Source organism: Nocardia sp. NPDC059764 (assembly GCF_042732555.1).
Lineage (GTDB): Bacteria > Actinomycetota > Actinomycetes > Mycobacteriales > Mycobacteriaceae > Nocardia.
The window spans coordinates 1-20,242 of record NZ_JBHWHH010000095.1; the positions used below are offsets into that span (position 1 = coordinate 1).

General features: G+C 68.4%; 18 protein-coding genes. 6 read left to right on the forward strand and 12 right to left on the reverse strand.

Annotation, left to right across the window (positions count from 1 at the left end; translation table 11 throughout):
- Positions 1–47: 47 nt before the first annotated feature.
- Genes ACFV4K_RS21195 through ACFV4K_RS21205 form a run of 3 tightly spaced genes read right to left on the reverse strand, consistent with a single transcriptional unit; the run spans position 48 to position 3,596 of the window.
- A complete protein-coding gene (locus ACFV4K_RS21195) occupies positions 48–794 on the reverse strand; it encodes a succinate dehydrogenase/fumarate reductase iron-sulfur subunit (RefSeq protein WP_357274730.1) in 747 nt (248 codons plus the stop codon).
- A gap of 2 nt (positions 795–796) precedes the next feature.
- Positions 797–2,725 carry a fumarate reductase/succinate dehydrogenase flavoprotein subunit gene (locus ACFV4K_RS21200; protein WP_379277023.1) on the reverse strand — a complete coding sequence of 643 codons (1,929 nt, stop codon included), beginning with the start codon at positions 2,723–2,725 and terminating at the stop codon, positions 797–799.
- A gap of 40 nt (positions 2,726–2,765) precedes the next feature.
- On the reverse strand, positions 2,766–3,596 hold the full coding sequence (locus ACFV4K_RS21205; RefSeq protein ID WP_379277024.1) for a hypothetical protein: 831 nt from the start codon (positions 3,594–3,596) through the stop codon (positions 2,766–2,768).
- 335 nt (positions 3,597–3,931) lie between these two features.
- Between ACFV4K_RS21205 and ACFV4K_RS21210 the strand changes: the two genes are divergently transcribed.
- The gene (locus tag ACFV4K_RS21210; RefSeq protein WP_379277026.1) at positions 3,932–5,254 is read left to right on the forward strand and encodes an acetyl-CoA acetyltransferase; all 1,323 of its coding nucleotides are present in this window, start codon (positions 3,932–3,934) and stop codon (positions 5,252–5,254) included.
- 12 nt (positions 5,255–5,266) lie between these two features.
- Here the strand turns inward: ACFV4K_RS21210 and ACFV4K_RS21215 are convergent, their stop codons facing one another.
- Complete coding sequence (locus tag ACFV4K_RS21215; RefSeq protein WP_357098825.1) at positions 5,267–5,554, reverse strand: hypothetical protein; 288 nt, start codon at positions 5,552–5,554, stop codon at positions 5,267–5,269.
- A 182-nt stretch (positions 5,555–5,736) separates the two neighbouring features.
- Positions 5,737–6,723: an alpha/beta fold hydrolase gene (locus ACFV4K_RS21220; RefSeq protein ID WP_379277028.1), complete on the reverse strand. Its 987-nt coding sequence runs from the start codon at positions 6,721–6,723 to the stop codon at positions 5,737–5,739.
- 229 nt (positions 6,724–6,952) lie between these two features.
- On the opposite strand from ACFV4K_RS21220, the gene ACFV4K_RS21225 reads away from it, so the two are divergent.
- Positions 6,953–7,381: a hypothetical protein gene (locus ACFV4K_RS21225; RefSeq protein ID WP_379277029.1), complete on the forward strand. Its 429-nt coding sequence runs from the start codon at positions 6,953–6,955 to the stop codon at positions 7,379–7,381.
- A gap of 61 nt (positions 7,382–7,442) precedes the next feature.
- On the opposite strand, the gene ACFV4K_RS21230 is transcribed toward ACFV4K_RS21225, so the two are convergent.
- Together ACFV4K_RS21230 and ACFV4K_RS21235 are read right to left on the reverse strand one after the other, a co-directional pair.
- A complete protein-coding gene (locus tag ACFV4K_RS21230) occupies positions 7,443–9,398 on the reverse strand; it encodes an acyl-CoA dehydrogenase family protein (protein ID WP_379277030.1) in 1,956 nt (651 codons plus the stop codon).
- 90 nt (positions 9,399–9,488) lie between these two features.
- Positions 9,489–10,673 carry an AAA family ATPase gene (locus ACFV4K_RS21235; RefSeq protein WP_379277031.1) on the reverse strand — a complete coding sequence of 395 codons (1,185 nt, stop codon included), beginning with the start codon at positions 10,671–10,673 and terminating at the stop codon, positions 9,489–9,491.
- Between the two features lie 156 nt (positions 10,674–10,829).
- On the opposite strand from ACFV4K_RS21235, the gene ACFV4K_RS21240 reads away from it, so the two are divergent.
- The 3 genes from ACFV4K_RS21240 to ACFV4K_RS21250 all read left to right on the forward strand — a co-directional run bounded on the left by ACFV4K_RS21240 (position 10,830) and on the right by ACFV4K_RS21250 (position 12,416).
- Complete coding sequence (locus ACFV4K_RS21240) at positions 10,830–11,084, forward strand: hypothetical protein (RefSeq protein WP_379277033.1); 255 nt, start codon at positions 10,830–10,832, stop codon at positions 11,082–11,084.
- 284 nt (positions 11,085–11,368) lie between these two features.
- Positions 11,369–11,977 carry a C40 family peptidase gene (locus ACFV4K_RS21245; RefSeq protein ID WP_379277034.1) on the forward strand — a complete coding sequence of 203 codons (609 nt, stop codon included), beginning with the start codon at positions 11,369–11,371 and terminating at the stop codon, positions 11,975–11,977.
- 16 nt (positions 11,978–11,993) lie between these two features.
- Positions 11,994–12,416 carry an RNA-binding S4 domain-containing protein gene (locus ACFV4K_RS21250; RefSeq protein ID WP_379277036.1) on the forward strand — a complete coding sequence of 141 codons (423 nt, stop codon included), beginning with the start codon at positions 11,994–11,996 and terminating at the stop codon, positions 12,414–12,416.
- Between the two features lie 88 nt (positions 12,417–12,504).
- Here ACFV4K_RS21250 and ACFV4K_RS21255 read toward each other — a convergent pair whose 3' ends face one another.
- The 5 genes from ACFV4K_RS21255 to ACFV4K_RS21275 form a co-directional block, all read right to left on the reverse strand.
- Positions 12,505–13,638 (reverse strand): cation:proton antiporter, encoded by a 1,134-nt coding sequence (locus tag ACFV4K_RS21255; RefSeq protein WP_379277038.1) that lies wholly within the window; start codon positions 13,636–13,638, stop codon positions 12,505–12,507.
- A gap of 7 nt (positions 13,639–13,645) precedes the next feature.
- Positions 13,646–14,035 carry a hypothetical protein gene (locus ACFV4K_RS21260; RefSeq protein ID WP_379277039.1) on the reverse strand — a complete coding sequence of 130 codons (390 nt, stop codon included), beginning with the start codon at positions 14,033–14,035 and terminating at the stop codon, positions 13,646–13,648.
- Between the two features lie 35 nt (positions 14,036–14,070).
- Complete coding sequence (locus ACFV4K_RS21265) at positions 14,071–16,896, reverse strand: acyltransferase domain-containing protein (RefSeq protein ID WP_379277041.1); 2,826 nt, start codon at positions 16,894–16,896, stop codon at positions 14,071–14,073.
- A gap of 184 nt (positions 16,897–17,080) precedes the next feature.
- Entirely contained in the window at positions 17,081–17,248 is a 168-nt protein-coding gene (locus tag ACFV4K_RS21270; RefSeq protein WP_357098794.1) for a type II toxin-antitoxin system VapB family antitoxin, read from the reverse strand.
- A gap of 158 nt (positions 17,249–17,406) precedes the next feature.
- Positions 17,407–18,381, reverse strand: coding sequence for a nitronate monooxygenase family protein (locus tag ACFV4K_RS21275; protein ID WP_357098790.1), 975 nt, complete (start codon positions 18,379–18,381; stop codon positions 17,407–17,409).
- A 283-nt stretch (positions 18,382–18,664) separates the two neighbouring features.
- On the opposite strand from ACFV4K_RS21275, the gene fadD5 reads away from it, so the two are divergent.
- Positions 18,665–20,230 (forward strand): fatty-acid--CoA ligase FadD5, encoded by a 1,566-nt coding sequence (gene fadD5, locus ACFV4K_RS21280; protein ID WP_379277043.1) that lies wholly within the window; start codon positions 18,665–18,667, stop codon positions 20,228–20,230.
- The last annotated feature ends 12 nt before the right edge of the window (positions 20,231–20,242 follow it).

The following is a 20,242-nucleotide window of genomic DNA, read 5'->3' on the forward strand; positions in this document are numbered from 1 at the left end:
CCGCGCTGGTGCGCGGGGCCCAGGTGGCAGATCTTCTGTGGTATTCGTCAGCGACGGAACAGTTTGTTTCCCAGCCAGACGATCGGATCGTATTTCCGGTCCACCACGCGTTCCTTGAGCGGGATCAGCGCATTGTCGGTGATCTTGATGTGCTCGGGGCACACCTCGGTGCAGCACTTCGTGATGTTGCAGTAGCCCAGCCCGGCGTCCTCCTGAGCCAGATCACGGCGATCCGCCACATCGAGAGGATGCATTTCGAGTTCCGCAATTCGCATCAGGTAACGCGGGCCCGAGAATGCGTGCTTGTTGTCCTCGTGATCACGCACCACGTGACAGGTGTTCTGGCACAGGAAACACTCGATGCACTTGCGGAATTCCTGTGACCGTTCCACATCGGCCTGCTGCATCCGATAATCGCCCGGCTTCAGATCCACCGGCGGCGTGAACGACGGAACCTCGCGCGCCTTCCGGTAATTGAACGACACATCCGTGACCAGGTCGCGAATGACGGGGAAGGTGCGCATCGGCGTCACCGTCACCACTTCGTCCTCGGTGAACGTCGACATCCGGGTCATGCACAGCAGCCGCGGCCGGCCGTTCACCTCGGCCGAGCACGAACCGCACTTGCCCGCCTTGCAGTTCCAGCGCACCGCCAGATCCGGGGCCTGGGTGGCCTGCAGGCGGTGGATGATGTCGAGCACCACCTCGCCCTCGTTCACCTCCACGGTGAAGTCGTGCAGGCCGCCGCCCTCGGTATCGCCGCGCCACACCTTGAACTTCGCCTGATAACCCATGGCTATTCCGCCTTTCCGGCGTCGTCCCGCAGCTCCGCGAGATCGGCGGGGGTGTAATACTTTTCGAGTTCCGCCAGGTCGAACAGCCGCAGCAGCTCGGCGCGCATCGGGATCTGGGCCTCGGAGGTGACGGTGACCGCGGGCACCGAGAACCCGACCTCGTCCTCGCCGATCGTGCAGACCAGCAACTGATTCCGCCACACCGGATCCATGCCCGGGTGGTCGTCGCGAGTGTGGCCGCCGCGGCTCTCGGTGCGCAACAGCGCCGCCTGCGCGACGCATTCGCTGATCAGCAGCATATTGCGCAGGTCGATGGCCAGGTGCCAGCCCGGGTTGAACTGCCGGTGCCCCTCCACGGTGACGTGGTCGTAGCGGTCACGCAGTTCGGACAGCTTCTCCACGGCCTGCTTCAACTCGTGTTCCTTGCGGATGATGCCGACCAGGTCGTTCATGGTCTGCTGCAGGTCCATGTGCAGGGTGTAGGGGTTCTCCCCCCGGCCCTCGTCCGGCGGATCGAACGGCGTCACCGCCGCTTTCGCGGCCGCGGCGATATCGGTGTCGGAGATCTTGGGCCGCGCGGCCAGCTGCTCCACATAGGTGGCCGCGCCCAGCCCGGCGCGACGGCCGAACACCAGCAGGTCCGACAGCGAGTTGCCGCCGAGCCGGTTGGATCCGTGCAGGCCGCCCGCGCACTCACCGGCCGCGAACAAGCCCGGCACCTTCGCCGCCTGGGTGTCCGGGTCGACCTCGATGCCGCCCATGACGTAGTGGCAGGTCGGCCCGACCTCCATCGGCTCCTTCGTGATGTCCACGTCCGCCAGCTCCTTGAACTGGTGGTGCATGGACGGCAGCCGCTTGACGATCTGGTCGGCGGGCAGCCGCGAGGCGATGTCGAGGTACACGCCGCCGTGTTCGGTGCCGCGCCCCGCCTTCACCTCTTCGTTGATGGCGCGTGCCACCTCGTCACGGGGCAGCAGGTCCGGGGTGCGGCGGGCGGAGTCGTTGTCCTTCAACCACTGGTCCGCCTCCTCGATGCTCTCGGCGTACTGCCCCTTGAACACCGGCGGGATGTAGTCGAACATGAACCGCTTGCCGTCGGAGTTCTTGAGCACCCCGCCGTCGCCGCGCACACCCTCGGTGACCAGGATGCCCTTCACCGAGGGCGGCCAGACCATGCCGGTCGGATGGAACTGCAGGAACTCCATATTGATCAGCGAGGCCCCGGCGCGCAGCGCGAGCGCGTGGCCGTCGCCGGTGTACTCCCAGGAGTTGGAGGTCACCTTGTAGGACTTGCCGACGCCGCCGGTGGCGATGACCACCGCGGGCGTCTCGAACAGGATGAAGCGGCCCGATTCCCGCCAGTAGCCGAAGGCCCCGGAGATCTTGTCGCCGTCCTTGAGCAGTTCGGTGATGGTGCACTCGGCGAAGATCTTGATCCGCGGCTCGTAGTCGCCGGTCTGCGCGAAATCCTCCTGCTGCAGCGAGACGATCTTCTGCTGCATGGTGCGGATGATCTCCAGGCCGGTGCGGTCACCGACGTGCGCCAGCCGCGGATAGGTGTGGCCGCCGAAGTTGCGCTGGCTGATCCGTCCGTCCGGGGTGCGGTCGAACAGCGCCCCATAGGTTTCCAGCTCCCACACCCGGTCGGGGGCCTCCTGGGCATGAAGCTCGGCCATGCGCCAGTTGTTGAGGAACTTCCCACCGCGCATGGTGTCCTTGAAATGGACCTGCCAGTTGTCCTTCTCGTTGGCATTGCCCATGGCGGCCGCGCAGCCGCCCTCGGCCATGACGGTGTGCGCCTTGCCGAACAGGGACTTGCAGACCACCGCCACCGACAAACCGTGTTCGCGGGCCTCGATCACCGCACGCAGACCGGCACCGCCGGCACCGATCACGACGACGTCGTACTTGTGCCGCTCGACTTCAGGCATGGAACCGAATACTCCTGGGAGACTGAGGAATAGAGGACTGTCAGCCGATGAGGCGAGGATCGGAGATGGTTCCGCTCGCGACCAGCATGACGTAGAAATCGGTGAGGACCAGCGTGCCCAGCGTGGTCCAGGCCAACTGCATGTGCCGGGTGTTCAGCTTCGACACCACGGTCCAGAAGCGGTAGCGCACCGGGTGCTGCGAGAAGTGCTTGAGCCGCCCGCCCGCGATGTGCCGGCAGGAGTGGCACGACAGCGTGTACGCCCACAGCAGCAGGGCGTTCCCGGTGATGATCGCCGTGCCCAGGCCGATGCCGAAGCCACCGTCCTCGGCGTGGAAGGAGATCACCGCGTCATAGGTGTTGATCACCGAGATGAGCACCGCGACGTAGAAGAAGTAGCGGTGCGCGTTCTGGATGATCAGCGGAAGCTTGGTCTCCCCAGAATATTTGGCGTGCGGCTCGGCCACGGCGCAGGCCGGCGGGGACATCCACACCGACCGGTAGTAGGCCTTGCGGTAGTAGTAACAGGTGAGCCGGAACAGCAACAGGAACGGCAGCACCAGGAAGCCCAGCGGAATCCACATGGGCAGGTGGCCGATCGGGGTGCCGAAGTGGCTCGAGCCCTCGACGCACGAAGCGCTCAGACAGGGCGAATAGAACGGTGTCAGATAGTGGAAGTCGTTCACCCAATACGCGGTCCGCACAAAGGATCTGACGGTCGCGTAGACGACGAACGCCCCCAGTCCGAGCACCGTCAATGCCGGCGGCAACCACCACCGGTCGGTGCGCAGCGTGCGTGCCGCGATGGCGGCCCGACCCCTGCTGAAAACCCCGGTACTCGATTCAGAAGCCTTGACTGGTGCGGCGCTCACTGCTGGATGCCTCGCTGCTCTACCCCGTGGAACGTCATCGTTACCTCCGGCATCGAATGTGATGGTGAGCACCCTACGACAGGAGTGCTATGACTCGAGCTCGCATCAGCTATTTCGTGATCCCGTGATTTACGCCACATTTCCTGCGAGCTTTCCTGCTTCGTTTGCGTAGTGAACTAACGGCAATCTCGCGAACCCGGCGGGCTGTCACGGGGATTGGGCGATTCGGGATTTCGCAGCTCCGGAGCGTCGTTTCCGCCGGTTACACGCCGTCACACGGCAGCAACAACGGTGTGGTGGCCTGTGCCCCTGATGAGGGTTGAAGGGAGCCGCTGATGAGACGAGCCGCCATCGTGATGCCGATGCGCACGCCCGTGGGCTTGCCCGGTGGAGCATTGGCCGCGGTGTCACCGAACCGTCTGGTCGGAACAGTGCTTTCGGCGGTGCTCGGCCGTTCCGGCATCGACCCGAAGCGAGTGGAACAGCTGGTCACCGCGGTCCCCGACTTCGACGCCATCCGCCCGTCCCTGGCCCGCTGCGGCCTGTCTCCCGAGCTCGGCGACTTCGCGGTGGGCACGGGATCCGGTGGCGGACTGCGCGCCCTGGTCGCCGCCGCCATGATGGTGCGCACCGGCGCGGCCGATGTCGTTCTCGCCGTGGGCTCCGAATACCCTTGCGCAGCAGACTCATTCGATGCGCAACCGGCCAGCGTGCCGCGCTTTTCGGCGCCCCGTCCCGGGCCCGGGAACCCCGCGGGGCCCAGCACCGACGAGCAGATCGCGCTCTGGGCTGCCGAACCGCCGCGCGGACAAGCGGAATCGCTCCTGACCGAACAACTCGCCCACGATCACGGTCTGGATCGCGCCGTCGCCGACGACTTCGCCGCCGCGAGTCACCGCCGCGCCGCCCGTGCGCACCGCCAGGGCGTCTTCGGCGCGGAGATCGCGCCGGTGGTGGTGTGCTCACGGCCCGACGACCCGAGTTCGGACGTGGTGCGCCTGGTAGACCGGGATGAAGGCCTGCGCGACGACGTCTCCCCGCGCGCCTTCGCCGCGCTGTCCCCGTTCCGGTCCGGCGGCGTGTCCACCGCGGCCAACTGCAGCACCCGCGGGCTCGCGGCGTCGGCCTGCCTGGTGGTCGCGGAGGATCGTCTGGTGGATCTGGGCCTCGAACCCCTGGGCTATCTGACGGATTGGGTGAGTGCCGCCGCGGCCGCCGGGACGACCGCGCCCGCCGCGACATCCGCGGTCGCGAAGGCCCTGTGGCGCAACGGGGTCGGCTTGACCGAACTGGAATTGCTGGAGGTCGAGGAGACGTCCGCGGTGGAGGTGCTGGCCGTGGCGCGCACCCTGGGTCTCGTGAGCCACACCGGCGGACTCGCGGACGCCGCCGGTGACCGACTGAACGTGCACGGCGGCTCGATCGCCCTGGGCGATCCGGGCGGGGCCGCGGGCCTGCGCATGGTCACCACCATGATGCACGAATTGGCACGGCGCGACGGCAGCCTCGGGCTCGCCGTGACACCGACGGGCGCCGGCCGTGCCCTGGCCGCGGTCTTCGAATCACCGGATCGGACACCGGTTTCCGAGGCTCCGCGCGGGGCCCGCTTCCGTGGTGCGGGCGGCAGACGGTCGGGCCGGGGTCGCCACCGGCCCTGAGGATCGTCGGGACTACTTGGTGCGGGGACGGGAGTGGAAGCCGAGACCCTCGTCCTGCGCGCCCATCCAGGCCGCCTCGTCGTGCTTGGCGTCCGGGACGTAGATCGTCTCCTGCTTCGCGGCGGGAGACTCCGGCGGCGGGGTCTGCTCGAACTCGTCGGCATCGATGCTGAGCCGCTCCAGATCGTTCTCCAGCCGGCGGACGGTGCCCGCGTCTCCGTAGTGCGAGCGCAGTGCGCCCACGCACTGGCGGAGCTGGCCAACCGCGTAGCGGAGTTCCGCAATCTCGCTGCGTGTCATCGAAAACCTCCTCGACCCGTGTGACAGACCACACATCGTGATCTACAACACAGTACGTGATCATGCGGGATTCGTCTCGTTCGCGATGGATATTCGCTGGTCGAGGGCCTGTCGAGAGGGCTCGAATTGGGGTCTGACGCGTTTCAGATCCACGAATCGGGCCGTCGTCGAGTGGCGCCCGGCTACCCCGCGATGGCGTACTCGGGCCCGCCGTCGGGGCCGAAATCCGGGTCCCCGGCGCGCATGGCCGCGGTCGCCCGCGCCACCAGCCCGACCACCGCCGCGGCCACCTCCTCGGCCCGCTCCAGGATCACGCTGTGCCCGGCCCCGTCCAGGCGCACCAGCTCGGCGTCGTCGACCTGGGAGGCCAGCACCACCGAATGTGCGAACGGGATCATGATGTCCGCCGACCCGGCCAGCACCAGCACCGGAATCGAGCCCAGCCGGTGCACGGTCGCGGACTCGTCGAACTGGATCAGCGACTCCAGGAAGCTGGCCATGGTCAGCAGCGAGGTGTCGTTGAGCATGGCCGTCGCCACCGCCAGCATGCGCGGGCTCACCTTCCGGGTGCCCAGGGTGGCATCGCGCATGATCGGCTCGAAGATCCGGCGGCTCAGGTGCTTCGAGGCCTGCATGGCCCGCGGCGCGCGCTTCACCGCGGCACGCAGCGAGCTCACCGCGGGCGGGCTCAGCAGCCGTCCCAGCCCCACCCGGGTCACGCCGTTGGCGGCGCTGGAGATCAGGCCGACGCCCACGATCCGGGTGCCGATGGCCATCGGGTGCAGCCGCGCGTACGCCAGCACGGTCATGGCGCCCATCGAATGCCCCACCAGCACAACGGGTCCGGTCGGCACCACGGACCGCAACACGGCGTCCAGATCCTTGGCCAGCTGCTCGATGGTGTAGGTCGAGGGGTCCGCATTGCCCGAATCACCGTGTCCGCGATGGTCGTAGAACACCATGTGGGTGTCCTCGCCCCAGGTCTCCATCAGGTGCCCGCGCATGAACGCCCACGACTCGGCGCGCAAACAGTGCCCGTGCACGAACACCACGGTGACCGGGGCATCGGTGGCGCCGAACTCGCGCACCGCGAGTGGCACGCCGTCATCCGCCGTGACGGTGATGTGGCGGCCGTCGAAATCGGCCGCGCGAGAGTTGAGCGTGGACATGACGTCCTCCTGAAGAGTGCGCCTTCTTGCCCGGTTGTCGGAATGGATGCCCCCGGCGTTAACCCCCCACACCAGGCGTTATGCACAAGTTGTCCAACTGTCTCCGCGGATCTATACAGCCTGCCGACGGATCCTCCCGGCCCTCGGCAACTTGCACCTCATGAATATCTACTTAGATCTAGCAAAAACAATAGAAACTCGTAGATAAGCCACGACTAAAGTTGACCCGGTGACACGAGACCGCTTGTTCCGGTTCGTCCATGTCACCGGCCACGTGTGCTGGTGGGTCTTCGTCGTCGCGACCCTGTGGCCGGCCGGCGCCGATTTCAGCTGGACCGGCGACGCCGACATGCCCCGCAGATACGCCGACTACATCCCCTCCGACGGCTTCTGCACAGCGAGCCCGATCGCGGTCATAGCCTTCCTCGTCCTGATCATCGCCGCCGCCGTCGAAGCGGCCGCGGTCGGCCGCCTGCTCCCGGGCCTGATGACCGTCGGCACCCCGTTCGTCGCCGCGATCGTGCTCTGGTCGGTGAATCCGACCGGCTGCGGCGGCCATGGCACCTCCGCCGTCCTCCCCGCCCTGCCGATCGTCCTCCTCGCCATCGCCCTCCGCGAGATCTGGGCCCGAGCTTTCGCCCCCCACCCCTCGTCCTGAGAATCTGCCGCTATCTACGCAGTTCGCTAGACAGCGGCAGAGTTCCACGGCGAGCCTTCGGCTAGGTCGCGACCCCCGTCTTGGTGGACGGCAGGAACGGCCTCAGCAGGTTCTGCTCCACCGAGGGCCCGAACTGCCATTCGGCGATCCAGGGGCCGGTGCCTTCGCTCGGGTCCAGGGCGCCGCCTTCGATCCATTGGTAGCGGCCGTCGAGGATGCCGCGGGCCAGGTCGGCGTCGGCGTCGTCGGTGTTGGACCAGAGGGCGTCGAAGAGGCGCTCGATGCGGAGGCGGGACTGGCGGCAGAAGACCTCTGCCAGTTCTTCGGCGGCTTCGCCGTCGGGGCTGCCCGCGACGCGGAGGGACTGGGCGCGGACGCAGGCGGCGGCCATGGCGAACAGTTCGGCGCCGATGTCGACGATGCGGCCGAGGAAGCCCTGCTTGTATTCGAGCTTGGCCTGCCAGCGGGCCATGCCGTACATGAGGGCGCGGGCCTGCTTGCGGGACATGCGTTCGACGTAGCGCATGTGGCGGGCGAGGGGGCCGAATTCGCCGTAGCTCACCGGGGCGGTGCCGGCGCCGACGGCCAGTTGCGGGAACCACTTGGCGTAGAAGCCGCTCGCGCCGACCGCCGCCTTGGCCTTGTCCTTGAGTTCGGCATTGCGGTCGACCAGGGCGCCGGCGGCGGCCATGTGGGCGTCGGCCATCTCGCGGGCGATGAGCAGGCGCATGATCTCGCTGGAGCCCTCGAAGATGCGGTTGATCCGCAGATCCCGCACCAATTGCTCGGCGGCGACCGCCCTTTCGCCGCGGGCCCGCAGCGACGCGGCGGTCTCGTAGCCGCGTCCGCCGCGGATCTGCACCAGTTCGTCGGCGATCTGGCAGGCCATCTCCGAGGCCCACAGTTTGGCCAGCGCGGCCTCGATGCGGATGTCGTTGCGGTTCTCGTCGCACATGGTGGCGGACAGGTCGAGCACCGACTCCAACGCGAAAGTCGTTGCGGCGATGAAGGACAGCTTGGTGCCGACCGCGCCGTGCTCGCCGACCGGGCGGCCCCACTGCACCCGGGTGGCCGACCATTCCCGCGTGATCTTCAACGACCACTTGGCCGCCGCGGTGCACATGGCCGGAATCGCCAGGCGGCCCGCGTTGAGGGTGGTGAGCGCGATCTTCAGCCCATCGCCCTCACGCCCCACCAGGTTTCGCTTCGGGACCCGCACGTTGTGCATGCGGGTGACGCCGTTCTCGATGCCGCGCAGACCCATGAACCCGTTGCGCCGTTCCACCGTGATGCCGGGGCTGTCGGCCTCCACGATGAACGCGGAGATGCCGCCGCGGTGCCCCTCGCTCTTGGGCACCCGCGCCATCACCACCAGCAGTTCGGCCACCACGCCATTGGTGGTCCACAGCTTCACGCCGTTGAGTTCGTAGGCCTCGCCGTCGGTGGTCGGGGTGGCGGTGGAGGCCATGCGCGCCGGATCGGAGCCGACATCGGGTTCGGTGAGCAGGAACGCGCTGACCGCGCCCTTGGCGCAGCGCGGCAGGAACTCCCGCTTCTGTTCCGGGGTGCCCGCCAGCTTCAGCGGTTCCGGCACGCCGATGGACTGGTGCGCCGAGAGCAGCACGCCGAGGCTGGCGTGCGCGGAGCCGACCAGCATGAGCGCGCGGTTGTAGCCGACCTGCGAGAGCCCGACGCCGCCGTATTCCTCGGGGATCTTGAGCCCGAAGCAACCGAGCTCGGCCAGCCCGCGCACGTACTCGTCGGGGATGCGGCCCTCGGCCTCGATGCGGAGGCCGTCGATGGTCTCGCAGAACGCGCGCAGCCGGGTCAGGTAGGCCTCGATCTTGGCCTCGTCGGCGGCGCTGGGGCGGGGGAACGGATGGATGAGGTCGAGCCGAAATCGGCCGAGGAACATCTCCTTGGCGAAGGATGGCTTGGCCCAGGTGGTTTCGCGGGATTCCTCGACGAGTGCCCGGGCCTGTTCTTCGGTGGCGTCGACTTTGGCGACAGTCGCCATGATGTCCTCCTCGACCGTGATGAGAATCACATTCGAGTGTAGGAGCCTTTGTTACCCACCGGTAGGGGTAGATCCACCGTTCACCTGCTCCTATTGCACGCCACGGAGGTAGCGACCGAAATGCGGAACCGTGAATCCGATGGTGCCGCGCTCGGCCGAATAGATGAGTCCCTTCTTGATCAGCCCGTCCCGGGCTGGGGACAGAGATGCGGGTTTTCGCCCCAATTCGTTGGCGACCGCCGAGGTCGCGACCGGTCCGTCGTCTCCGGACAGATCGGCCATCGCGCGCATGTATTCACGCTCGGCGGGCGTTGCGCGTTCGTAGCGGGAACCAAAGAAACCGACCGCCAATTCTTCTTCGGCCGCGGGTGAGGCCACCGCCACGTCCTCGGCCGAGATCGGACTCCGCGCCGCCGCGTCCCACGCCGCCTTGCCGTACGCCTGCACGAAGTACGGGTAGCCGTCGGCCTTCTTGTAGAGCGCGTCCAGCGCCTCCGTCGAGTACTCCACGCTCTCCCGCTCGGCGGGCGCGATCAACGCCTGGTCCGCCGACTCCCGATCCAGCCGATCGATCCGGTGATAGGAGAACAAGCGCTCGGAGTAGCTCTTGGACGCGGTCAGCACCGCGGGCAGGTGCGGCAGCCCCGCCCCGACCACGATCAAAGGCGCGGCGTCCTGGCTCAATTCGTGGCAGGCCCCGCAGATGGCGGAGATGTCGGCGGCCCCGAGATCCTGCATCTCGTCGATGAACACCGCGATTCCGATGCCGTGATCGCGCACCAGCGCCGCCGCCTCCACGAGCAGCTCGACGAGGTCGATCTCGATGTCGCCGGAGTCGGCGCGCCCGGTCACCGCGGGCACGTCGATGCCCGGGTTCCAGCGGTCCCGCATGCCCTTGTCGGCGGTGGAGCGCAGCGCGAAAGCCTTGAGAATCCCCAGGAAATCGTCCACCTGCTCCGGATTGCGGTGTCCCACAGCCAGGGAACGCACCGCCATGTGCAGCGCCGAGGCCAGCGGCCGCCGCAGTTCCTGATCCGGTCGCGCCTCCAGCTTGCCGGTGCCCCAGCCGCGGGTGCGAGCCGCGGAGCGAAGCTGGTTGAGCAGCACCGTCTTTCCGACCCCGCGCAGTCCGGTGAGCATGACGCTGCGCTCCGGCCTGCCCTTCGCCACCCGTTCCAGCACGATGTCGAAGGCCGCGAGCTGCCGGTCCCGGCCCGCGAGCTCCGGTGGCCGCTGCCCCGCGCCGGGCGCGTACGGATTCTTGACGGGGTCCATGCGGCCCAACCGTAGCGCGGGAATCACGGATTATCCGGGTATCTATGGCGGGCCCTAGACGCAGCTATCGACCGGCATGCGGCACATGTGCCCGCGCTGTCGCCGGGGGTCTCTACCCTTATGCCTGATTCGTTGGGATCCAGGGCAGGAGGGTTCATGTCGGAAGAAGTCGTACCCCCCACCGTCGCGGAGGTGGTCGAGTCCTGGAACGTCCCCGCCGAGGCGGTGGTCGCCGCGCGCATCCGCGACAACATCCTGGTCGCCATCGAGCGCGGGTACGACGATCCGCAGCTGGTGGCCGACCTCGCGGTCGGACCGCTGGTGATGGCCCTGGGTCAGTTGGAAGTGGACCTCGCCGACGCGCGCCGGCGGATTGCCGAACTGGAGCGGGGCGCCCAGGCAAAGGGTTGATAACGGCCGGAACGATCACCTATATCGTCTCGTGATCCCTGGCTCTTTACACCGAAATGACCGCTTAGCGGGACGTTTTCGGGAACATCGGACATGCCGCCCGTGTCGGGTGGACAACAGGGCGACCGAGTCGTAATCTTCTCGTGACTTAGCGGAGTCTGTTGCTTCATCGGAGAGGCAGCCCGCGAAGTTACAAGCAGCACGATCGGAGATGCGTCTCAGTGGGTAAGCACAGCTTGCAGCAGGAATCGAAGCTTCCGGCTTCCGTTAAGGGTGCCATCGTCATGGGTGCGATGGCGGCGACGACTACTGGTGTCTTCCCGGCGATCACCGCCACGGCCGCCACCGTCGAGATCCCCGGCATCGGAAACTTCGATGTGCCGGACGAATTCACGCCCCAGGTGCAGCAGTTCAACCAGACGGTCAAGGACGCCGCGACGGCGATGCAGACCCCCGGCGCTCTGGGCGGCGGCGCCCAGGTCGGCGCCCCGGCGGTCGCGCCCGCTCCGCAGTTCCAGCTGCCGACCATCTTCAACAAGCCGAGCTCCGTGGGTGACATCGCCCTGCACGCGGCCGAGACCAAGGTCGGCGCCCAGTACTCCTGGGGCGCCACCGGTCCCTACAGCTTCGACTGCTCCGGCCTGGTCCAGTGGGCCTACAAGCAGGCCGGAATCGAGCTGCCCCGCACCAGCTTCGAGCAGTCCAATGTCGGCGCCCCGGTCGCCTTCGACGACCTGCAGCCCGGCGACATCGTCATCACCAACGGCGGCGGCCACGTCGGCATCTACGCCGGCGACGGCAAGCTGCTGAACGCGGTCCAGTCCGGCACCCCGGTCTCCTACACCCCGCTGCACGCGGGCCAGGTGGTCACCGCGCGTCGCGTCGTGGCGTGACCGTATCGTCTAGAGTGTGACCCCTGCTCCACTGAGCACTACGGCCCAGGCCCGAGTTGATGCTTGGACCTGGGCCGTCCGCATTTTCAAGACCCGCTCGGCGGCCGCCGCGGCCTGCCGCTCCGGGCATGTCCGGGTGAACGGCGTGCCGGTGAAACCCGCGCACTCGCTGAAACCCGGTGACGAGATCCGGGTGCGCGTCAATGGGATCGAACGCATCGTCATCGTCGAGCAGCTCATCACCAAACGGGTGGGCGCGGCCGTGGCGGTGCAGTGCATGATCGACAAGAGCCCGCCCCCGCCCGATCCGCAACTGACCGCGCTGATACCGCGCCGCGATCGGGGCGCGGGACGCCCCACCAAACGCGAACGCCGCGAGACCGACAAACTCCTCGGTCGCGATCTCCCCCGCCTCCCCGGAACTTCAGCGCCGGACTGAGTGCCGTCTCCTGTCCCACATGCGGGCCGGCGGTTGGGATCCGATCCGATCCTGGGCGTACCCGGGGAGTTACCCTCACCTCACGAAATCAGTTGTCCCGCTGGGACTGGGCTGCGCTTCGCGCGCCCCAGGCGGCGGCGGCGATCGTGACGAGCGCCCCGAACATCAGCGCGGCCGGTTCGCCCGGTTTCAGCACATGCAGCTGGGTGCCCACCGTGACCGCCGCGACCGGGACCCCGATCTGCGCCGAGGCGATGGCGCCCAGCGGAACCGGCTGACCCAGTACCCGCATGAGCGCGTGGGCCAGCACCGCGCCCGCCCCCAGCGCCAGGCCGAGCAGGATCAGGTACGGGTGGTCGCCGAACTCTCGCAGGTTCAGTCGCGCACCCAGCCAGACGAAGAACAAGGGCGCGAGGAATCCGTCGCTCAGGGCGAACAGCTGCCTGGCCACCCGGCGCGGCTCGCCGACCGCCGCCACCGCCAGCCCGAGGGCGAAGCCCGCCAACATGATCGACACGTGGCTGCGGGTGGCCAGCGCGCCCAGGGCGAACAGCAGCGCCAGGCTGACCCGCAATTCGAGAGCGAACTTCCGATCCTCGGACACCGTGTGCAGCCGGTGCCGGATGCCGGATTCCTCGAGCCAGCGCAGGAAGAAGTAGACGATCAGCGCGGCCGCCGCGACCAGCAGCGCGCCGATGGCGGCCCGGCCCGCATTGCCCGGATCGATCACCAGCGGCAAGGCGACCACCGCGGCCGCGTCGGCGAGGGCGACCTGAGCGGTCAACTCCAGGACCGGCTTTCCGCCCAGGCCCTGGGAGTAGATGATCGGCAGCACGATGGCCGCCGACGACGAGGCGATGAGCACCGCGTAGAGCAGCCCGTGCCCGGTGTCGAACCAGACCGCGATGCCCTGCCCCGCGAGCACGGCCAGCACGCCCACCGCCACCGCGCGCACCGCGCCGCGACCGAGCGCCGAGCGGACCGCCGCGTCGCGGACCGGCACGTGGGTGCCCGCCACGAACATGACCACCGCGAAGCCGACGTCGGCCAGGAAGGTGAAGGTCGGGTCGGACGGGTGCAGCAGGCCGAAGCCGGTGGTGCCGAAGACGATTCCGGCCAGCAGCTCGCCCAGGATTACCGGCAGATGCCAGGACTGCCGCCAGGCCAGCCAGGGTCCGGCCAGTCCGAGCAGGGTGATCAGGGTGAGGGTCTGGAAGTTCACGCCGAGCTCAGGGCATCGGGGCGATCTTCACCGGGATCGCGATGTTCTCGTCGGTGTAGTAGATGGCGCACACCCGGTGGTAGCCGTCCACGATCTGCATGGGCACGCCCTCGCGGAAGTCGCCGCGCACAGCCAGGATCGGCGACAACGCCTTCCCGGCCATGATCTTGGCCAGGTCACGCCGCACATAGGGGTTATAGCTCGGCAGGATCTTCAGGTGCGACGCCCGCAGCAGGTCCTTGGCCTTCTTGTAGGTCACCGGCGCGTCGCGCAGCGACTGGACGACCCGCTCGATGACGTCCGGCTCCGCCAGCATCTCGAGGTAGTCCGCGGCGGCCGGGTAATCGTGCTCGTCCGGCTCCTTCTTCCACTTGACCGTGATCTCGGGATCCGTCATCCGGTCATCATGCCTCAGCCGGTCCCGATCCTGGTTCAGGCTGCGGGCCCGACCTCCCACTCCACGCAGATGACGCGCCGATCCACTTGCGCGTCCGCGAGTTCCCGCACCGCCTCCGGCCCGCCGGCACCGGGCACCGAGGTCAGCAGCACCGTGAAATCCGTGGGATCGGCCGCGGTCAGCTCCAGCAGATTGGTCGCCGCGACCAGACGCGTCGCGCCGGACGCGTGCACCACGCCCCGCACCGCCGACCCGCATTCGCGAATGTCCTGCAGGGCCGTCGCGAGGTCGGCGCGGTCGGCGCAGTCGCACCGCATCATGACGATCCGATCCTCCATGCCGGTCAGCCGGGCGGGCAGCGGCCGCGGCGTGCGGGTCAGCACCACCACGTCCCGCGCCCCGGCGGCCAGCAGCCACCGCACCGCGGCCTCCCCCTGCGGCCCCAGGCCGCCCGCGACCACGTAGGTCCCCTCCGGGCGGATCTCGACCTCCGGGAACACCGGACCGGGTGGATGTCCGTCCGCGGCGAACCCGGGCCGCGGCCAACTGCCCGAATCACCGGAATCCGGTCGCCGCCACTGCCGTTGCGGCGGTGCGATCGTGTGCGGACCCAGCGCGGTCCAATCCACGGTCCGCCCTTCCAGATACAGCCGCGCGATCGTGCGCAACAGACTCCCCGCCTCGTCATCCGCCGCCAGCACGGACCACGCCCCGTCCCGCAGCGCGATCCGCTCCCGCACCGCGGAGGTCAGCACCGAGGTGGGACCGACCTCGACCACGGTCGAAAAGCCGTCCGCGACAACACCGTCCAATGCCGTGGCGAGCTCGACTGCCTGCGAGACGTTTTCTGCCCAGTACGCGCCGTCCATCCGGAGCGCGCTGTTCGGGCTGGTGGGGAGGGTGGGAGTGTCGGTGTCGTGGGCCGAGCCATCGGGGCTGTCGGGGCGCAGCACGCCGCCGCGGCGGGTGGTGGAATAGAGCGGCCACCATGGGTGCCGGGGCGCGAGATCGGTGAGCTCGCCGCGCAATTCGTGGGCGCGGGCGCGGACCATCGGCAGGTGTGGCGGTTCGTGGTCCGATCCGGCGGGTACCCGCTGTGCGAAGATGGCGCGCCGATGGGCTCGCCGGACCAGCACATCGACATACCGCGGCTCGCCCGCCACGGTGATCGCGAGGCCGTCCACCGCGGCCACCGCGACTTCCGCGCTCATCGGCGTGACCAGCTGATTCACCTCGGCGGGGGTCGCTTCCAGCACTGCGGCCGTCCCGCCCCCACCGGCCCGGGCCACCAACCGCGCTCGCGCCACCGCGACCCGCGACGCGTCCTCGAGTGACAGCGCGCCGCACACGACCGCCGCCGCGACCTCGCCCGCACCGTGTCCGGCGACCCCGTCCGCGTGAATCCCCCACGACTCCAGCAATTCCGCCAGCGCGTACTGGAAGACGAACAGCGAAATCTGGCCGGAGACGATCCCATCGCGACCATCAGGGATGCCCGTGGCTCCCCCGTCGTGGCTCCTGGAGTTTCGGAGGTCGCCGTCGATCCCAGTGCCGGTCTCGCTATCGGGAAGGTCACCCGCGCACTGTGTCTCGTCGAGCTCCGAGGCATCTGCTCGTTCCTCGCCGCGACTCGATGCGGCGCCGGCCGTGGACGGCGGTGAGTGGTCCGACGCCGGGTGCGGGTGGGCCGAGGTCGATCCGGGGACGTGCCCGTTCCGACCGAATCCGTAGCGTGGTGTCCACACTCGCGGCCCGCCCACCGTGACGACCGCGTCGACTGCCCGGGTGAGGGCCGCCGCGAAGACCGGGTAGCGCGCGGCGAGGGCGCGGCCCATCCGGGGATGGTCTCCCGTGCCGGGGAACAGGAAAAGTACGCCGCCGTCAGCACGTTCGCGAACCGGCGTGAAGACATCGGGCCCGGAGACCGTCGCGAAGGGAGCGGCGGTCACGGGGCCGGTGCCGGGCGTCGCCAGCGGCGCCCGTGCGTGATCCGGGGCGCGACCCGTCGTGGTGCTCGCCTCGATCCGGCGGGCGAGCGCGCGCAACTGGGCGGCGGCCTCGATGCCGTCGCGCGCGATGACGGCGGCGCGGGCCGCTTCCGGCACGAGTCTGGCGGTGGCGGCGGCGAATTCGCGCAGCGATCGGTACGAGCCGAGCGCGACGGCCCAGCGCAGGGCCAGGTGGTGGATGGTGACGGCGTCGGGTCCGGAGACCGGGATGAGGACGGGCGGTTCCTCGCCGCGGTCGGTGTCGGACGATCCGCCCCGGCGCGGATCGTCGAGGGCGATGTGCGCGTCCACACCGCGTGCCTCGCGGAAACCGATTCCGGGGCCGCCGATTTCGGCGTAGCGGCGGGTCCGGGTGCGCAACGCGTCGGCGGTGCGTTGCAGCACCAGGACGGTGCACACCCCGGCGCCACCGCCCGCGCGGTCGCCGCCCTCGAGTCCCGCGCCCCGCGGCAGTGGCAGGCGCAGGTCCGAGATGTCCGGGAGCAGGGTGAGATCCACGCCCCCGGCGAGGACGAACGGCACGGATTCGTCGGCCAGCAGCCGGACGCCCATGTCCACCGCCACCAGTGGTGAGGCCCGCTGGCTGTCCACCGTCAGACTGGGTCCGCGCAGGTCGAGCGCACGCGACAGGTGGTGTGCCGTATTGGTGCCGCCGATCGCGCCGAACAGGACCGCCGCTTGGGAACCCGTTGCCAGGCAACCCAATCCGGAGTCGTCGAGGGCTTCGACGGCCGCCTCGAGGGTGGTGCGCTGGCGCGGGGTCAGGCCGACGGCGGCGAGCCGGTCCAGCCCGAACCACGCGTGGTCGAAGTCGGTGCCGGTGGCCCGGCAGCCGACACCGACGATCGACACCCTCGTCGCCGGGGTGGGATCGGTGGTCGTTCTCGTACTGTGGTGCACAGGAATGCCCTCCCGTGTCCGCGCGCTGTCGGCCGTCGAGGTACTCCGGCGATTCTGCCAAGATTTCCTCGCGGTCTGAAGACCTTTCGTGCAGGCACGGCCCCGCGACCGGCGCGAGGCTCACCGCCGCCTGGGATTACGAGGCGGTGCGAGAGTGAAAGGGCTGGTCGAAATCCTCGGCCGTGGCGTGGGTACTGAAGAAGCGCAGTGCTAGGTTCACCGCGTCCTGTTCGGTGTACACACCGGAGATGGCCATGGTCCGGCGCAGCGCGTCGTCGTCGAGATAGATTCGAGTGATTGCCATTTCAGGCACCTCCGCCGCATCCGTCGTTACTGAAAAGCATGACGGATCCAGCGTCCGGGGATACCCCGAATGACGAGAGCCCTCGGCACGAGTGCCAAGGGCTCTTGTCGTAATTGTCTGGGACGTACCGTCTTTCGCCGGAATCATCCCGAAGGGTCTCAGCCGAGCATGCCCGCCAGTCGCTGCCCGATCAGCGCCTCGGCCTCGGCGACCATGCGCGACACCAGCTCGCCGCAGGTCGGGATGTCGTCGATGAGGCCCTGCACCTGACCGGCAGACCAGATGCCGGCGTCCAGGTCGCCCTCCTCGAACACGCGGCGACCGCGGGCGCCCGCGACCAGGTCCCGGACGTCCTCGAACTTGCCGCCGGCCTTCTCGATCTCGACGACCTTGCGGCTGATCTCGTTGTCCGCCACTCGCGCGGTGTTGTGCATGGTGCGGAAGATGAGCTGGGTGGCCCGCTCGGAGTTGGCGACGATCTGCTCCTTGACCGTCTGGTGGATGGCCGACTCCTGGGTGCACATGAAACGGGTGCCCATGTTCACGCCGTCCGCGCCCAGCGCCAGCGCCGCGACCAGGCCGCGCGCGTCGGCGATACCGCCGGACGCGATCACCGGGATGTCGAGCGCCTGGGTGGCGGCCGGGATCAGGATCAGGCCGGGCACGTCGTCCTCGCCGGGGTGGCCGGCGCATTCGAAGCCGTCGATGGACACGCCGTCGACGCCGATCTTCTGGGCCTTGAGCGCGTGCCGGACGCTGGTGCACTTGTGCAGCACCTTGATCCCGGCTTCCTTGTAGTACGGCAGGAACGGCTCGGGGTTGGAGCCGGCGGTCTCCACGATCTTCACGCCGGAGTCGATGATGGCCTGCGCGTACTCCTGGTACGGCGGCGGGTTGATCGACGGCAGGATGGTGACGTTCACGCCGAAGGGCTTGTCGGTCAGCTCCCGCGCGCGGTCGATCTCGCGGCGCAGGTCGTCGGGGGTGGGCTGGGTCAGCGCGGTGATGATGCCGAGGCCGCCCGCTTCGGAGACGGCCGCGGCGAGCTCGGCGCGGCCGACCCACATCATGCCGCCCTGCACGATGGGGTGCTCCACTCCGAAAGTCTCGGTGAATCTGGTCTTCAGTGCCATGGGCGCTGTCCTCTCCCTGCCTCTCGCAACTGCCCCGATACTCGCATAGTTGCATATGGAGCGACAACCCTGATGTGAGTCAGAGTTTGCATAAACACAGTGCCGTCACCTGTGGGTCTGTGGATGGGTGCCTGTGGACAACAGGGTGGTACACCCCCGAATACTGCCTCTGAACTGCTGGATGACTGGGTGAGAACTTATCGATGAATCCTTCTCTGTAACCCTTGTCACGTCAGAAAGTTAAGCGGTATTCTCACGGTCGATCAGCGTGAAAGGACACCGCATGACCTTCCAGCCGTTAGACGAGCCGATCCGATCGGCTCGCAACCACTGGGTGAACCAGATCGCCACGCACGCGGCCATGCGGCCCGGGCACGTGGCCTTCAAGTTCAAGGGCGCGGAGATCACCTGGAAGCAGCTGCACGAGCGGTCGGAGAAGTTCGCCGACGCGCTGTCCCGTCGAGGGGTCGGGTTCGGCGATCGTGTGCTCATCCTGGCGCTGAACTACACCGAGTACATCGAGGCGGTCATGGGCATCAACGCCCTCGGCGCCATCGCGGTGCCGGTGAACTTCCGGCTCACCCCGCCCGAGGTCGCCTACATCGTGGCCGACTCCGGTGCGCAGGTGATCGTCACCGACTCGGTGCTGCAGCCGCTCGCGGTGGGCGTGGCCGGGCAGGCCGCGGACCTGTCCACCGTGGTCGTGATCAACGGGCAGTCCGGGGAGGGCGTGCTCGGCTACGACGAGCTGCTCGCCGAGCCGGGCGAACCCCATGCGCCGCTGGACATTCCGGAGGACACCCCCTGCCTGATCATGTACACCTCGGGCACCACCGGCAGCCCCAAGGGCGCGGTGCTCACCCACGCGAACATGAACGCGCAGGCGCTGACCTGTATCCGGGCCCTGGAGATCAGCCCCGACTCCATCGGCTTCTGCACCTCGCCGCTGTTCCACATCGCCGGATTGGGCAGTCTCGCCCCGTATTTCATGCTCGGCGGCACCACCGTGCTGCACCCGCTGGGCGCGTTCGACGCCACCGAATTCCTGGACGCCATCGAGGCCGAGCAGGCCACCACCGCGTTCTGTGTCCCGGCACAGTGGCAGCTCATCTGTGAGGAGCCCACCGTCAAGGAGCGCAAGCTGGCCCTGCGGGCGCTGTCGTGGGGCGCGGCCCCCGCCTCGGACACGGTGCTGCGGGCCATGGCCGACTGCTTCCCGGACGCCTTCAACGTGGCGGTCTTCGGTCAGACCGAGCTGTCGCCCATCACCTGCGTGCTCGAGGGCAAGGACGCGCTGCGCAAGCTCGGCTCGGTCGGCCTGCCCATCCCGACCCTGCAGGTCCGGGTCGTCGACGACGAGATGAACGATGTCGCCCCGGGCGAGATCGGCGAGATCGTCTACCGCGGACCGACTCTCATGCAGCGCTACTGGAACAAGCCCGAGGCCACCGCCGAGGCCTTCCACGGCGGCTGGTTCCACTCCGGTGACCTGGTCCGCCGCGACGAGGAGGGCTTCGTCTACGTGGTGGACCGCAAGAAGGACATGATCATCTCCGGCGGCGAGAACATCTACTGCGCCGAGGTCGAGAACGTGCTCTTCGCGCACCCTAAGATCCACGAGGCCGCCGTGGTCGGCCGCGCCCACGAGAAGTGGGGCGAGGTGCCGGTGGCGGTGGTCGCGCTGGCCGCGGGCATCGACGAGCTGACCCTCGAGGAGCTGGAGCCGTTCCTGAACGAGTCCCTGGCCCGCTACAAGCACCCCAAGCACCTGGTGGTGGTGCCCGAACTGCCCCGCAATGCCAGCGGCAAGGTCGTGAAGGTCGCACTGCGCGACCAGTATTCGGCCTGATCGGCTACAGCT